The organism is Paenibacillus sp. FSL L8-0470 (assembly GCF_038008625.1).
GTDB lineage: Bacteria > Bacillota > Bacilli > Paenibacillales > Paenibacillaceae > Paenibacillus_AQ.
On the sequence record NZ_JBBOZM010000001.1, the window covers coordinates 336,942 to 352,139 of the forward strand.

Here is a 15,198-nt window from a genome sequence, read left to right on the forward strand (position 1 = left end):
CATTTCCAGGATTCGGCGCTGTTTATGCTATAATGGGGGAACATTGAAATAGAGGATGATCGAAAGGGGCAACACCTGATGGAAGTTACTGCGCAAGAGGTTGCGGAGTGGATGGTCAAGGAGATCCAATTTACCGGAACCTTGTACCAGGCTGCTGCGATTGAATACGTGAAGGCGAATTTTGGTGAGCAATTTGTATTTGTGAACGAGAACGGAAATGCTTCGCTGTCCAAGGAAGTGAAGAAGGCTTTCCGCAAGCTGCATGCCGGAAGGATTGCCTGGGACCGCGACGGCTTCCTGTGGGCGTGGACTTAATTGCGGGAACCCCGAACATCTATAAATGAATTCAAAAAAAGTGACCGTTGCTATTAGAGCAACGGTCACTTTTTTTGAAATAAACAAGCCGGGAGCCACAGCCATTCTTACATTTTGCGGAATTTAGATATATGAAGTCATGCCCTTTTCCTTGAGCAGATCGACGATGTCCTTGACGGATTGAGCTTTGTCCTTAGGGCAGATGAGGACCGCATCTCCGGTATCGGCAATGATAAATCCGTCTACACCTATCGTGGTGATCAGCCGCCCGTTTCCGTAAATGATCGAATTGCGGGTATCAATGCCTATATGGTTGGCTTTAATAATGTTCCCGGACTCATCCGGAGGGAAGATAGCGCCGAGCGCATCCCAACTGCCGATATCATTCCATCCGAATTGGCCGGACAGGACTACCACCTCGTCAGAACGCTCCAGGACTCCGTAATCAATCGAAATATTTTGAAGCAGGGGATAAATGCGGTTAATCGTCTCCGCTTCCTGATCCGTACCAAGCGCCTCGCTGATCGGTAGCATGGTGTTGTACAGCCGGGGGAGGTAACGCTTGAAATTATCAAGGATTACGGATGTCTTCCAGATGAAAATCCCGCTGTTCCATAAATAATTGCCTGACGCGAGATAACCCTGGGCTTTCTGGAAGTTCGGCTTCTCCACAAATTCAGCCACATCATAGACCGCTACCGGACTTGCTGAGATGGGTTCTTTGTCATAAGCGATGTAACCATAGCCTGTAGAAGGGAAGGTAGGCTTGATGCCGATCGTGACAATCCGGTCACTTTCCATGGCTACCGTACAAGCCTCATCCAGCGTAAGCCGGAACTGCGGTTCATCAGTGATATAGTGATCGGAGGGCAGGACGACCATTAAGGAATCCTCTTGGGCCATATGCTGTATAGAGAACGCAGCGAACAGGATACTGGCGGAGGTATTGCGGGCCACGGGTTCAATCAGAATATTGCTCTTCTGCACGCTGCTGTGCATAATGCTCTCCAGCAGCACAGCCTGAGTGCGGTTTGTCACGATGACGGTGTTCTCCTGGGGAATAATGCCCTTGAAGCGTTCAATCGTATCGTTGAGCATGATGTCATTGCCGCTGATATTGAGCAGCTGCTTGGGAATCTCCTGCCTGGACAGCGGCCAGAACCGGGTGCCCCCTCCGCCGGCAAGGATGGTCGCGTATTTATCCATGATGGGTCACCAGGTGGGCAATGGAGAAGGAAATGATGCTTTCCGACCCTTGATTCAGATTCAGCCCGCTGCTGTGGATACCGTCATAGCAAGCCCCGGATTGTGGATCAATCAGCGGCAAATTTAAGGAATTATGCCCTGTGTACCATGCATAGCATAAGTCAGCCTGCTGCAGATAAGACGGGTCCTGAAGAACGGACGCAGCCTCCCGGCAGGTCAGCAGCATTTCGCAGGCTTCGATGGGCTGCTCGTCGTAGAGAGCCGGCTCCCCGCCGCGCAGCAGCCAGCCGTGGCTGCCGATGGGCTTGTAATAGCCCTCCCGGGCAAAAGTCCGTGAAGCAAGGAAATCAAGGCTTTCTTTGGCTGTATGCTTAAGCGCAGTATTTCCGGAGAGCTTGAAAGCCCTCAGCAGCGCCCAGGGAAGCATGGAATTTCCGTACGTAAGGCTGTCTTCATACCAGTTCCAGCCTTCTCCCTTGGTGCGGTTATACTGATTATGCAGCCGGACAGCGATGCGCTCAATCAGGCCGGTGATGAAGTCTTTGGACAGAAATGCCTTTTCCTCTGCCGTACTTGGCGTATGGGGATAGGGAAAGGAGTAGGTTAACGCGCCGGGCGTTTTGATCAGATAACTGAGGCCTACGACGGCATAAGCTACGGCACGGGGCGAACCAAGCTTTTCTATATGCGGCAGCGCCTGATTGATCAGATAACGGCAGGTATTCAGCAGGTTGTCGGGCAGAATCGACGAATAGGAGAGGGCGAAGCCAAGTGCCCAAAGCGTACGCCCCTGGCAATCCTCGGAGCCGTTGTCCTCGAGAAATGAACGGCTATAATCCATAAAGTTCCGGAAGTTGCCCTGATCATTTTGTGCGTGATGAATGAAGGAGAGATACGTGTGGATCAGGTCGAGCGAGACGGAATCCTGATCCTTCTTATACAACAGAACAGCTGCAATTAAAGCCCGGGCGTTGTCATCGGTCGTATAGCCCTTCGAACGGTCGGGGACGCCAAACTTGGTATGCTGAAAAATTCCCGTATCATCGGTTATTCTGCGCATGTAATCCGCCTTGAACGTTACAGCAACGGAGGTTTGCATCAAATCACACTCCGGTCTGCCAGGCTCACTTGCGAAATTTTCTCCCGAAAAATCGCAGCGTAGGATTTAGCAACTTCATTCCACATCATCGTTTGTCCCAGCTCTTGGGTCCGTTTTTCCATGGCCTCCACTTTGGCCGGATCATCCAGGAGTTCGAGGATGCAGTCCTCCAGCGAAGCTGAATCACGGAATTTTGCCAGCAGGCCTCTGCCTTCGGCAAGCATTTCTTCGGCATAGCGGTAAGGGGTGGAAACAATTACTCTTCCATAGCCGACGCCATAGGCAAGCGTGCCGCTTACGGCTTGATCCTTGCCGAGATAGGGGGTCAAGTAGATATCGGACATCACCAGCGACTCAATAACTTCCTCCTGGGTCAACAGCTTATCGACAAAGAGCACATTATCGGACAGACCGAATTCGCCGACGAGGTCCGTCAGTTTTTGCCGGTACACTTCACCCGTTTCCAGCTTGACTACGGGATGGGTTTTGCCCCAGATGATATATAGCGCATCCGGATGCTGCTTCACCACTCCGCGCATGGCCTGAATGGCATATTCAATTCCCTTGCCGGGACTTAAAAAGCCGAAGGTAGAGAGGATCTTGCGTTCTCCGAAACCATACTGCACTTTAAGCTCCGCTCTAGTAGCTGTTTTTACATATGGCACACCGTGATGGATGCAGGCGATCTTCGAATCCTCGATATTATAGATGGAGGTCAGATCGTGCAGGGTGGACTGGGCCATCGTTACTACCTTGACACTTCCCTTTGCAATCCGGCTGATGATAAGGTGCTGCTTGGCTGTAGGTTCTCTTAATACGGTATGAAAAATAGCTACATACGGCAATTCGAGCCTTTCGATCAATGACAACAGATATTCTCCGCTTTCCCCGCCGTAGATGCCGAATTCATGCTGGATGACGAGCAAATGGGCGTCTGATTTGTTAAGCTCATCGGCGGCCTCTATATAGTCAGACAACGTATCTTGGTTGATTTCCCTCATGACCTGGCTGCTGTACTGGTAAGTTTCATTGTTGTTCATGGCGATGACCCGAGGCGTATTGAAGCCCGGCAGCCCGGTAAATTGATCTAATAAATCCTGGGTAAACGTAGCAATTCCGCATTCTCTAGGCAGGCTTGTAGATAGAAAAACAATGTTTCGGTTGTTGCTGTCATGATTCAACATAGAGAGCCTCCTAAGAATTTTTATGAAAAAAAAAGAAAATAAGGAGTTCTTATTTTCTGAAGTGAAGTGGTATAAAATTTGACTTCTGCAATTTATTTCCTGCCCATACTATAACATGACCATTTTTTCTTGTCAATTTATTGACTCTCCTCTGTTCTCCAGATATAGTGATGTAGGAGGTGAAGGAATGCCGGTTATACGCAGTAAATTAAGTGAGGTTATGGAGAAACATGACCCCAAGTTATCAATCCGCAAGCTTGCCAAAGAGATTAACTACCATTTCGATTCCGTCCGGCGGATGTACAAAGACGAGATGGTGCAGTATCCCCGGGATCTGCTTCTGAAGCTCTGTACCTATTTCAATATCCAGCCCGGTGAATTGATCCGGATGGAAGCGGATGAGAACGATTGGGCGATAGATAAAGCAAACGAATATGAGGAGGAAGGCAATGACAAGGAGACCGTTCAAGACGGCAACCTGTAACGAACTGCTGGACACCTTTTATGCTAGGCTCCGTCAGGTGAGCGTGGAGAAGCTGGCTTTTTCCGGTGTTGGGAAACGCGATGTATACAATATAACGGCCCCGTTTGTACATGACGGGGAGGAAGTGATTCTGGGAAGAGTTGAGGAACGGGACAGTGAGTTCTCTCAAGTCTTCTTTTTTACACTCTGCGATGGCGTCTGGATACCCCGTGCGCATACACATACCTATAATCTGCAGGACCCCTGTGTAACCCACATCAAGGGAGAACTGATTGTGGGCGGGGTTGAAGTGATTACCGCAGGGGATGACCCGCAGAAAATCGTCTCGTGGGTTACGCAGTTCTACCGCGGGTACCGCATTGATTCCATGCGCCACTTCTCGTCCGGGCCGGCAATGATGAAGGATATCCGGCTGATAGAGCTTCAGGATGGCCGGATCGGTGTATTCACTCGGCCGCAAGGAGAGAAAGGCGGAAGAGGGATGATCGGCTTCACGATTATCGATTCGCTGGAGGAATTAAATGAGCAGACCTTTCTGGAAGCGGAAATATTTCAAGATCAGTTTGTGCCCGAGGAGTGGGGCGGGGCGAATGAAGCCCAATTATTGAAGAACGGTCATATAGGCGTTCTGGGACATATCGCCTGTTTTGACCGCTTAGGAAAAAAACATTACTACTCCATGGTCTTCTCGCTTAATCCCGGTACGTTTGAAACCACACCGATCAAGATTATTGCCGCAAGGAGTGATTTTCCGATCGGTCCCGGCAAACGTCCGGATCTTCAGGACGTTATCTTTAGCGGCGGGCTGGTTCGGGGAGAGCACGGGCTGGCGGTATTGTCAGTGGGCGTCAGCGATGCCGAAGCCTACAGAATTGAACTTCCCGATCCCTTTTTGGAGTATGAGCTAAACGGGTGAGAATTGACTAGATTCTATGGTCGTGTTATGCTTCTAATGACAAGAATTTATGGTCGAAGAGAGCGGGAAAACAAAAATGAGTAAATTTATTCTATTGAACAATCGTACGGAAGAAACACAGTCCAACTTGAACGTCGCAAGAAAGCAAGGACGGATTCCGGCTGTGCTGTATGGTATTGGAAAAGATACTCTAAGCCTTGAAGTGGGAGAGAAAGAGCTGTTGAACGTGATTAGAACCAACCCGCGGGCAATCCTGCAAGGGAAATTGTCCGACGATACGGTGGTTCCGGTAGTTGTTCAACATATCCAGAAGGACTCCATTTCAGGCAAAGTGCAGCATATCGACTTTCAGCATGTGAATATGTCGATCAGTATGGACAGCAAGGTAACGATCCATTTTGCCGGTGAAGCTGCTGGTGTCAAAGCTGGCGGGGTACTTCAGGTTGAAATCTATGAAGTAGAAGTTCGCTGCATGCCGGGCGATCTGCCTTCTTCCATGGAAGTAGATATCAGCGGTCTGGAAATTGGCGACCAGTTGGCTGTCTCCGATCTGATCTTCCAGAAGGGCATTGAGGTGCTGACGGATCCGAGCACAGTAATGATTCAGATCAAAACAGTACATGAAGAAGTTGAAGAACCGGCGGAGACTCCGGCTCAAGTATAAGAGGACATTAATAGCCCCTTCCGGCAGCAGTGCAGGGAACTCATGGTTTCATGATTCCAGCCAAAGCTGCCTGAAGGGGCTTTTTTTTGCGAAATATCTGTTATACGGGAACTACCCGTGTGCTTTGTTCCATAGGGGAGCTGCAGAGCGGGCAGGGCTTGGAGGGTAAGTGATCCTCGGCTCCGCCGGCTTTCATCCGGGTCCAGCCCGGACAATTTGTACCGGTGCATTTCCAGACGGCAACGGTATGGGTTCTTGTCGCTGACGTTCTGGTGGAGTTGTGCTCTGTTCTGTTATACCCGTTTCTTAATCCCGACACAGCAGGCGCAGAAGAAGCTACGGCAGAGCGGAAGGCGGACAGCATAAAGCGGGAGACCTCAGCTTTTTTGCCCCGATGCCTTGCCGGCGAGCTGATGAACAACTCTTCCCGGGCTCTCGTGACGGCAACATAGGCCAGTCTGCGTTCTTCTTCCAGCGCTGCAATGCCGGACTCCGGACCGGTCTTCAGGGGGCTGCCTACTGTCGATTTTGCTGTCTTCCGGTCCTTCAGCCGGTCACCCTCCAGCGCGGAACTGTGGGGAAGAATCCCCTCAGAGGCTCCGATCAGGAAGACTACCGGGAATTCCAGCCCTTTTGATTTGTGGATGGTCATGAGTGCAATCCGGTTGCCTTGCTCTTTCAGGCCGGTCTGGCGGCTTAGCTCATTCCGCTCGGTAATATTATCAATAAAATCAAGGAAGACGGTGATGTTGTCGAACCGTTCCGCCGAGGTTTCCAGCTCGTCCAGCATTTCCTTTAGCGTTTCCCGGTGCAGTGTAGCCTGATGACGCTCATTGGCTTCAATGAAGTAATCATAGAAGTTGATACGGATCTGGCGGATAGCCTGTACTGGAGTTACGCTGCCCAGCCCCCGGATCAGCTCCAGCCGTTCCCGCAGCTTGGTTCCTTTGAAATCCTCCATGCCGGGCATCGACAGCAGATGAATCAGCGGTCCCTGCTTGGGCTGGATGGCCTCCATCCGGCGGATATGGTCCATACCCTTTTCGCGGTTCATATAGAGGGTCGGCAGAATATTCTCCATCGCGGCAAAGTTCCGGCGGTTCACGGACAGCCGCAGGTGGTCCAGCACGGGGGAAATCAGCCAATGCTCGTAGAGCAGCTGGCCTTCGCCGTAATCAATGTAGGGAATATCGCGCAGCAGCAGCAGCTCCAGAATTGCCCGGTTGCTGCTCGACGCCCGGTACAACAGTGCAAAATGGCGGTATTCCCGGGAATGGCCGTCAACCTGGCTTACAATATGCTCCACAATTTGCTCGGCTTCCTCGTCCGCCGTCTGCGGGCGCAGGTACCGTGGCGGGCTGCCGCCATTTTTGGCCGCTTGCAGCGTTTTGGAGCGCCGCCGCGTATTATGCCGGATGATTCCGTTGCCCAAGCCAACAATCGCCGGACCGGAACGGTAATTGATATCAAGCGTAATAACCTTCGCGCCAGGATAAAGCTTCTCGAATTCAAGAATGAACTCGCTGCGCGCTCCGTTAAAGGAGTATATCGTCTGGTCATCATCCCCGACGACCATCAGATTATGCTGCGGATGGGCGATCATTTTGACGAGTTCATATTGCAGCGCATTCGTATCCTGAAACTCATCAACCATTACATATTGAAATTTATTCTGCAATTCCTGCAGTAGCGCCGGCTGCTCCTGCAGCATCCTGTAGGCAATTAGCAGCACATCGTCGAAATCAATTTTGTGATTATCCCGTTTCCACTGTTCATACAGGGCCAGGACGGCCTTCATTTCCTGCTCGGCGGTTGTAGTTTCCGGCAGATTCTCCGGCTCACCCATATTCATCTTGCAGGAAGAGAGCAGGGCAAGCAGGGTTTCCGGCGGATAAGCATCCTTTGGCAGCCCCAGCTCGCGCATGATCTGCTTCAGCAAAATGTGCTGGCGGCGTGTCTCATGGAAGATGTCCTGCCGCAGACCCTGACGCCTCAGGAAATAGAGGAAAAAGGAGTGGAACGTGCGGGCCTGAAGGCGCGCTGCGTCGTTTTCGCTCACGCCCGGCAGCACTGCAATGCGTTCGCGCATTTCCGCTGCCGCCTTGCTGGAGAAGGTCAACAGCAGCAGGCGGCTGGGGGATATGCCGCGCACCGACAGCAAATAACCGGTTCTGCAGATCAGAACCGAAGTTTTGCCGGAGCCTGCCCCGGCCAGCGTCAGCAGCGGACCCTGGTAATGCCGTACTGCGGCGATCTGCGGCTGATTCAGGAGAATTCCGCCTTCCTCCAGCAAACGGAAATAAGCCGCATCGCCGTCCTCCGGCTTCACCATCTCGCGGCTGGTCCGGGCTGAGGCGATTGCCGCCTGGGGAATCCGTTCGCCGGTAGCGCCCAGCGGTATATTATGAAATAAGAGCTTGTTCATTAGATTCACCTTCGTTTGTTTACAATACGGGTTTGGTTTAATTTTTAGCCAGTTTACACTATACCACTGTATTTCCCTTTCTGTATAGAACAGCCGATTTATGAGATAAAAGATCAAATATCCGTTTGGCCGCTATGTTATTTTTGGAACAGAGGAGGGAACGCCAATGAGCGATAAAATGCACTTCAAAACGGTGAGAAGCTCACTGGACTATATAGAGAGGAATCTCACAGAGCGGATTACCCTAAGGGAAGTATCGGTGCACAGCAAATTTTCTACCCACCATTTCTACCGGATTTTCTATGCGGTAGTAGGGCAAACCTTGGCGGATTACGTAAGGCGGAGAAGACTTGCGAAAGCGGCAGGGGAACTGATCTACAGCAATAAGCGTATTCTCGATATCGCCTTGGAGTACCATTTTCAATCTCAGGAGGCCTTCTCCCGCGCTTTCAAAAAAGCATACCGGCTCACCCCCGGACAATACCGGACCTATTCAAGAGAACTTAATAAAGGAGAGATCAGGATGAGTACAGAAAAGGCATTGCAGGGCTGGACCATAACCGGCATGAACGGCGGAGGCTATGATGTTAAGGTGGACAAATCGGAAGTGCATATGGGCAAGGCATCGGCGTTGCTGCAATCCGGTAATGCAAGCGAAAACGGATTTGTTACACTCATGCAAATATTCAGCTCGGAAGCCTACCGCGGGCAGAGGCTGAAGCTGTCTGCTTTTGTCAAAGCAGGGGATATCTTCGGATGGGCCGGCTTATGGATGAGAGTCGATGCCGCGAACGGGGAAATGCTGAAATTTGATAATATGGCCCAGAGGCCCATTAAAGGCTCCAGAGAATGGAATCAATACAACGTCATTCTGGATATTCCGCAGGACAGCCATGCGATAGCTTTCGGGGTCCTGCTGAACGGTTCCGGCAAGGCATGGGTCGATCAGTTCCGCTTCGAAGTCGTAGATGCCAAGACGCCCACGACAGATGAAGGCGGGGAAGATACCCTGCCGCTTGCGCCGGTCAATCTCGATTTTGAACAATAATAGGCTTCTGCAGCCCCTTCCCATGCAACGTGAAGTATCCTGGGAACGGGGTTTTGCTGCGCTTATTTTAATTTCCCCAGAATAGAATTGGCTCTGCGCTCGAACAGCCGCGGCTTGTCTTCCTTGATTTCTTCCAGCAGGAACGCCAGGCATCTCTTGATCCGCAGGGGCATGCCGGCGGCGATGTCGGCAAACTCCTTGCGGTAGCTGTCATCGCCCAGTATTCTCTGGATCAAAATAATCGCCCAATTACGGCCTGTCTCCAGCAGCTCCGGCAGCGATTCCAGCAGTTGGGTCAGGTACATCTCCATTTGGTAGCTCTCCAGAAAATGAACAAGACCGAACATAACCTCCTCCTGTTCGGTATCATCATCGAACACCTTGAAAATCTGCTGGATCACAGCATCCTCCGTATCCCCAGCCAGGCCTTCCAGGGCCTGCTCAAACTGTTCGCACTCCAGCTCTGTGCGCAGCATCCGATTATCATACAGCAGGGCAATGCCTGGATACATGTTCATTTAGCTTCCCCCTACGCCTTGTCCAAAAGATGGCGGATTCCCGCTGCCACACCATGCTCAGCATTGCTGAGCGTGATGAAATCGGCCGTTTCCTTGAGGATTGAAGCAGCATTCTCCATGGCGATCCGGTAGCCGGCCACCTCAAACATCGGCAGATCGTTGTAACTGTCGCCCATTACAGCTACCTGCTCCAGAGCCAGGCCGAAATGCTCAGCCAGCATGCTTACACCGGCCCCTTTATTAGCGTCCTGATGGTTAATCTCAATATTGTTGGCATGAGAAGCGGTGATAATGAGTCCGGGAATGGCGGCGAAACGTGTAGAGGCTTCTTTCAGAAGCTCAAGGTTCAGCGAGAACGCCAGCGTCTTGTAGATGACTTTATCCTCTTTGCCCCAGATTTTCTCCATGTCTTCCACGTAGGTCACGGCAGCCTGCTGAAACTGCTGGTCGATCATGGCTTTAAGCAGCCAGCGGAGTTCTTCCGGCACCTCGTCATCTTTAAGCTCCGATATTTTCTCCAGATGCACCCGTTTATCGAGCTCTACATACACGTTATCCTCTGTGTACACCTCATAATACAATTCAGGAATTTCGTTCATCCAGCGCAGCGCGGGAATAATATTCTCTTTGTTCAGCGGCTTGCTTGCCACGAGCGTCCCGTCAGCCAGCGTCACTACGGCTCCATTCAGACTGACTACCGGACATTCCAGCCCGGCCAGCCGCAGCTGCCGCTCGGCATCCATGTAAGAGCGGCCTGTGGCGATGATTACAATATGCCCCTGGTTTTGGGCGTGTACTATCGCTTCCCGGTTCTCAGGGCTAATGATTCCTTCTTCGTTAAGCAGTGTTCCATCCATATCGAGTGCTATCAGCATATCGTTTGCATTCCTTCCTGTACTGCAGGTTGTCCCCTTCTAGGGCAATGATCGTTCCTAGTATCTTATCATTAATGTTCTGAAAATAAAAAATCCATTTTCATGTAAAGAAACCAACCGTAGAAAATGTGTAGCGCACTGGAATTTTCAGAAAGGAGTTTACTCGTGGTACAATGAAAGGCAGACTAATAAGTGAACGGCCGCCGTAATCGTCAGCTCATAGGGTCACAATGTGATTGGCGGTATTTCCCTGTCCAGGGAAACAGCTGTCCGACGCTTTAGGTAAGGGGGATAAAGATGAAATCCAGAAATTTAGCTACGATATCGCTGGCTGTCATGGCCTGCGGTTTTCTGCTTACACTGTTTTTGCCGGATAATCTGGCTGTTGTTCTGCTGAGAGGCGGCTTCGAAGCCGGGCTGGTAGGGGGAATTGCCGACTGGTTTGCAGTTACCGCACTGTTCCGCCATCCGCTGGGCTTGCCGATTCCGCATACCTCGCTTCTGCTGAAGAACCGGGATAAGATCATTCAGTCTCTTATCTCCGCTATGGAGAATGAGTTGCTGAACAAAGAGAGCATCGAGAACAAGCTACGCAAGATCCGCTTCGTGTCGCTCGGCAGCGGACTGCTGACGAAGTTCGTAGCAAGGAAAAAAGCAAGAGCCGGCATGCTGGAGCAGCTCAGCACCTTTGTTCAGCGGCTTCCGGTAGATAAGGCGGTTCCTTATCTTCAGACGGCTGTTGCAGATTATATCCGTGAAGCGGAGCTTGGTACCGCCGCCGACAACATCGTCACCAAACTAATGAACGACGGCAAGGATATTGCCGCGCTTGATTATGCGCTTGAAGGCATCTCCGGCTGGAGCAGCCGCCCTGAGACACGGGCGATGCTCGGCAAGATCGCCAGTGAGAAACTGGCTGAGGTGAAGCTGGGGGGGCTGAAAGGCATGGCCTTTCAGGCATTTGTCGGATTTGTGGATGCCGAAATGCTGGGAGAAATGCTCCAGGGCATGCTGCAATCCGGTATCCGGGATTTCCGTGAAGCGGATAATCCTTACCGTGAGCAGATCATTCAGGAAATCCGCGTCGCGCTGTTTCAGCTTGTGAACGACGAAGCGCGGATCCTTTCACTGAAGGAATGGGCGCTGGAGGAGCTGCAAGGCGAAGCGGCTTCAGCGTTTCTGCATAAGCAATTGGAGGCTCTGCGCGGCAAGGCGGTTGCGATGCTGGAAGAGGACCGCAGCTCCGGAGGACGCAAGCTGTTTGCACTGTATGCCCTGTTGGCCCGGCGCATCAGTACGGAAAAGGAGTGGACGGAGAGCTGGGAGGAGCGGATTCGCGCTTCATTAATCACCTTCGTGGAGGCTAACCATTACCGGCTTGGCGTATTGGTCAAGGAGAACCTTGATCAAATGGATGATGCCAGCCTGGTGAACATGCTGGAGGACAAGGTGGGCAAGGATCTGCAGTGGATTCGTGTCAACGGCGCGGTATGCGGCTTTGTCGTGGGACTTGTGCTTACAGTCATCCAGATGATCTAAAGTCAGAAGACTACAACATTAAGAGGCAGCAAAGCGTACCCTTGAACCGGAACAGCCGGAACCGGGGGATGTTGTGCTGCCTCTTTTCTATTGACCTGTCTATCAAAGGGACAAGGGTTACAGTTGGTTTTTACCGTTGCTGATTGTGAAGGTTTCCAGTACAGGAAGCACGAAGATTTTACCGTCACCGAAGGAGCCGTGCTCACCGGTTCTTGCCGTTCTCATAATAATGCTGATTACATCGTCCTTCTCATCATCCTGGATGACAATCATCAGCAGCTTCTTGGAAATTTGATTGTAATAGTTGGTGCCGACCTGAATTCCCTTTTGTTTCCCGCGGCCTAGCAAATCCATCTTGCTGATGGAGGGGAAGCCGGCAAGCATTAATTCAGCCATGACTTCATCCGCTTTCTCGGGTCTAACTATAGCTTTGATCATTAACATAACGATGCACCCTTTCTACAGCCATTAGTGTGTTGTAGGGGGTTGCCAATTTCATGATAGCGGTATAAGCAATACATTTTGTTAATGGCAACGCTTACAATACGAGTATAATATTTACTGCAGGCCATATCCTGCGAATAAGATCACTAATTTCTTGTTACACATTGTCGCATTGCAGAGGAGCACCCTTGCGGCAGACTCCTCTGTTATTACGGCAAAAGCGAGCGGTACAGCTCCTCCAATTGTGCTGTGGTATGCCTCCACTCAAAAGCCCGCAGGGCATCACTCCGCCCTTGCATCCCGATCTTTGCCGCCTTCGCGGGATTGCGTCCGATCATCAGCAGACGTCGGGCAAAAGGGGTGGCCTGACGGTAACGGTCCACCAGGTAGCCGTTGTGGCCTGACGTGATGATCTCACGGATGCCGCCGTTATTCGAAGCAATAACCGGCAGCCCGGAGGCCATGGCCTCCACATTGACCAATCCAAAGGATTCATGACCTTGGGAAGGGCAGACAAAGCAATCGGCCATCTGATACAGGCTGTGAATATCCTCGTGGGCGATGTTTCCAACGAAAGATACAGATACACCCAGTCTCCGCGAGAGGGTCTTGAGCCGCTGGATATATGGAGGTTTGCCCCGGCCGGCTATGATCAGATGAGAGGGCAGGCGTTTATTGAGAATGCGCATGGCCTGCAGGAGTACGGGCACTCCCTTACGGGGGATCACCCGCCCGACGAACAGCACCGTGAACACTTGCGGGAGTCTGTATAACCGCCGGAGACGCTGCCGTTCCGGTTCTTCGGCCGGTATGAACCGGGACAGGTCCGCTCCCAGCGGAATGACACTGAGTTTCTTGTCCAGGCCGGGAAAACGCCGGGAAATTCGTTGCTGCAGGGAGCGGCTGTTGGCAGCGATTCCGTCAGCCTTCGCCAGGCTGCGGGCAATTCGACGTTCTGCCGGTACGAACGTCAGAGAGTGCAGATACAGCAGTACCGGAGTCAGGGGATGCTGGTGTTTCACGGCGGCCATCAGCAGCGGCCGGTTATCGATCTGAATCATATCGAAGGACGTCTTCTCAAGATATTTGAGTACCGAGGCAAGATAACGGGAAGGACTGCCTGAAGCCAGACGGATAATACGGACCTGTTCAAGCTCTGCAGAGTCGGGCAGTCCTGGTGACTTGCGGCTTAGTACCGTTACCATATGCCGCCGGGCCAGCCTTCTGGCAATCGCCCAGATGCAGATCTCCACTGAACCGTTCCCCGGCACCGGGAACTGCTCCGGTGCAATAATACAGATATGCATAATATAAGCCTCCTCAAGGCCCGCTGATGGATATTGTCTCTACCTACCATATGCGGACCAAGAGTCGGAAGACACATTCCTTCAGCAATCATGCTGCGATTTGCTTGGCCACGTCCGCAATCACACCGGCAATTTTTTGCTCAAGCTCAATGATCTTCAGCTTGCTGGCTGCCATTTGACGGTAGCCTGAGACAAGGGATGACAAGGATTGAGCAGTTAAAGCCTGATTTTGCTTGCGGATAGCCGATTTGAAGTCGCTGAAATCGGCCGATATCCGTTTGTTCAAGGAGGCTGCCACACTTTTCTGGGACTTGATAGAGGCCTGGGGGCTTTCGATCCCCGCCAAGGTTTTACGTGCGGCGGCCATCTTTTTGGTACGGGTTTCTTTGGCCGCTTTCAGCAGGGCTTCTTTATTGCGGATATCCTCACGGGCAAATTGAACGAGAATTTTCATAGCATCAGCCTGTGTGCGGAGCACATCCTTCAGGACCTTGTCCTTAAGCCCCCTGAGGAGGTTAATCCGGCGGTTGAGTGCGCTGTATTGATCAAAGAGAGGCTGGTAACGTTCTTTGGTGCCGCTTACGGCTGAGGACAGCCGGGTCACGGTGGATTGATCTATTTCCTTAATTTGGTTTCGGACAATGATCAGCGCTTGCGTATTGCTGTCATGGAGCCGGCGGATTTGCGCCTCACGGCTGTCATACTGGGTAATCAGAACGGATAAATCACTGTAATACCCTTTAAGTCTGGTCCTTGCAGTATCGTCAGCAGTGGCGGCAGTCAGTTCAAACGAGGCTTGAATCGAAGGGGTCAGTGCTGTTCCGGATGCATTTACAGCACCTGTTGAAGATAATACTGCAAGCAGAAGTGCCAGCATTGCCAGGGAAATCTTCTTAAGCTTGTTCATCTTTTTCCTCCTTATTCTCATCCCTAATTCCGCAACAACAAAAAAGCACCCGCAGTAAAGGCTATTAAGCCTTTATTACGGGTGCTTCCGTCGTAATAGGTCACGAATGAAATATTATCTAAACTATAAAGGAAGGACAAAACCCAGTCAATATTTGTAATTTAAACTTTTTTCCATGGAAACCAGGCTGCGCGTTTATTCCGAACTTCTCTTATCGTATACTGGTTAATAATACAACAGAGAGCTGCATACGAGCCGGCTCATGAC

General features: G+C 51.4%; 15 protein-coding genes. 6 read left to right on the forward strand and 9 right to left on the reverse strand.

What is annotated here, in order from left to right:
• Nucleotides 1-78 precede the first annotated feature (78 nt).
• A complete protein-coding gene (locus NST99_RS01590; RefSeq protein ID WP_341089303.1) occupies nucleotides 79-315 on the forward strand; it encodes a DUF6953 family protein in 237 nt (78 codons plus the stop codon).
• 123 nt (nucleotides 316-438) lie between these two features.
• Here the strand turns inward: NST99_RS01590 and NST99_RS01595 are convergent, their stop codons facing one another.
• The 3 genes from NST99_RS01595 to NST99_RS01605 are packed head-to-tail and all read right to left on the reverse strand — an operon-like array spanning nucleotide 439 to nucleotide 3,804.
• Entirely contained in the window at nucleotides 439-1,521 is a 1,083-nt protein-coding gene (locus NST99_RS01595) for a mannose-1-phosphate guanylyltransferase (protein ID WP_341089304.1), read from the reverse strand.
• On the reverse strand, nucleotides 1,514-2,620 hold the full coding sequence (locus tag NST99_RS01600) for a glycosyltransferase (protein ID WP_341089306.1): 1,107 nt from the start codon (nucleotides 2,618-2,620) through the stop codon (nucleotides 1,514-1,516). The genes NST99_RS01595 and NST99_RS01600 overlap by 8 nt, the downstream gene beginning before the upstream one ends.
• Nucleotides 2,620-3,804: a glycosyltransferase family 4 protein gene (locus NST99_RS01605; RefSeq protein WP_341089308.1), complete on the reverse strand. Its 1,185-nt coding sequence runs from the start codon at nucleotides 3,802-3,804 to the stop codon at nucleotides 2,620-2,622. The genes NST99_RS01600 and NST99_RS01605 overlap by 1 nt, the downstream gene beginning before the upstream one ends.
• A gap of 187 nt (nucleotides 3,805-3,991) precedes the next feature.
• On the opposite strand from NST99_RS01605, the gene NST99_RS01610 reads away from it, so the two are divergent.
• The 3 genes from NST99_RS01610 to NST99_RS01620 all read left to right on the forward strand — a co-directional run bounded on the left by NST99_RS01610 (nucleotide 3,992) and on the right by NST99_RS01620 (nucleotide 5,868).
• The gene (locus NST99_RS01610) at nucleotides 3,992-4,288 is read left to right on the forward strand and encodes a helix-turn-helix domain-containing protein (protein WP_052091753.1); all 297 of its coding nucleotides are present in this window, start codon (nucleotides 3,992-3,994) and stop codon (nucleotides 4,286-4,288) included.
• Complete coding sequence (locus NST99_RS01615) at nucleotides 4,254-5,204, forward strand: DUF1861 family protein (protein ID WP_341089310.1); 951 nt, start codon at nucleotides 4,254-4,256, stop codon at nucleotides 5,202-5,204. The genes NST99_RS01610 and NST99_RS01615 overlap by 35 nt, the downstream gene beginning before the upstream one ends.
• Before the next feature lie 76 nt (nucleotides 5,205-5,280).
• Nucleotides 5,281-5,868 carry a 50S ribosomal protein L25 gene (locus NST99_RS01620; protein ID WP_038584991.1) on the forward strand — a complete coding sequence of 196 codons (588 nt, stop codon included), beginning with the start codon at nucleotides 5,281-5,283 and terminating at the stop codon, nucleotides 5,866-5,868.
• 100 nt (nucleotides 5,869-5,968) lie between these two features.
• Here the strand turns inward: NST99_RS01620 and NST99_RS01625 are convergent, their stop codons facing one another.
• The gene (locus NST99_RS01625) at nucleotides 5,969-8,293 is read right to left on the reverse strand and encodes a UvrD-helicase domain-containing protein (RefSeq protein ID WP_341089312.1); all 2,325 of its coding nucleotides are present in this window, start codon (nucleotides 8,291-8,293) and stop codon (nucleotides 5,969-5,971) included.
• A gap of 166 nt (nucleotides 8,294-8,459) precedes the next feature.
• Here NST99_RS01625 and NST99_RS01630 point away from each other — a divergent pair, with 166 nt between their 5' ends.
• Entirely contained in the window at nucleotides 8,460-9,341 is an 882-nt protein-coding gene (locus NST99_RS01630; protein WP_341089313.1) for a helix-turn-helix transcriptional regulator, read from the forward strand.
• Nucleotides 9,342-9,403: 62 nt separating this feature from the next.
• Here NST99_RS01630 and NST99_RS01635 read toward each other — a convergent pair whose 3' ends face one another.
• Nucleotides 9,404-9,859: an Imm30 family immunity protein gene (locus NST99_RS01635; RefSeq protein WP_341089314.1), complete on the reverse strand. Its 456-nt coding sequence runs from the start codon at nucleotides 9,857-9,859 to the stop codon at nucleotides 9,404-9,406.
• An 11-nt stretch (nucleotides 9,860-9,870) separates the two neighbouring features.
• The gene (locus tag NST99_RS01640; protein ID WP_341089316.1) at nucleotides 9,871-10,734 is read right to left on the reverse strand and encodes a Cof-type HAD-IIB family hydrolase; all 864 of its coding nucleotides are present in this window, start codon (nucleotides 10,732-10,734) and stop codon (nucleotides 9,871-9,873) included.
• 297 nt (nucleotides 10,735-11,031) lie between these two features.
• On the opposite strand from NST99_RS01640, the gene NST99_RS01645 reads away from it, so the two are divergent.
• Nucleotides 11,032-12,273 (forward strand): DUF445 domain-containing protein, encoded by a 1,242-nt coding sequence (locus tag NST99_RS01645; protein ID WP_341089318.1) that lies wholly within the window; start codon nucleotides 11,032-11,034, stop codon nucleotides 12,271-12,273.
• 117 nt (nucleotides 12,274-12,390) lie between these two features.
• Here the strand turns inward: NST99_RS01645 and NST99_RS01650 are convergent, their stop codons facing one another.
• The 3 genes from NST99_RS01650 to NST99_RS01660 form a co-directional block, all read right to left on the reverse strand.
• Complete coding sequence (locus tag NST99_RS01650; RefSeq protein WP_038585008.1) at nucleotides 12,391-12,717, reverse strand: P-II family nitrogen regulator; 327 nt, start codon at nucleotides 12,715-12,717, stop codon at nucleotides 12,391-12,393.
• A 209-nt stretch (nucleotides 12,718-12,926) separates the two neighbouring features.
• A complete protein-coding gene (locus NST99_RS01655) occupies nucleotides 12,927-14,024 on the reverse strand; it encodes a glycosyltransferase family 4 protein (protein ID WP_341089320.1) in 1,098 nt (365 codons plus the stop codon).
• An 88-nt stretch (nucleotides 14,025-14,112) separates the two neighbouring features.
• On the reverse strand, nucleotides 14,113-14,931 hold the full coding sequence (locus NST99_RS01660) for a hypothetical protein (RefSeq protein ID WP_341089321.1): 819 nt from the start codon (nucleotides 14,929-14,931) through the stop codon (nucleotides 14,113-14,115).
• Nucleotides 14,932-15,198 lie beyond the last annotated feature (267 nt).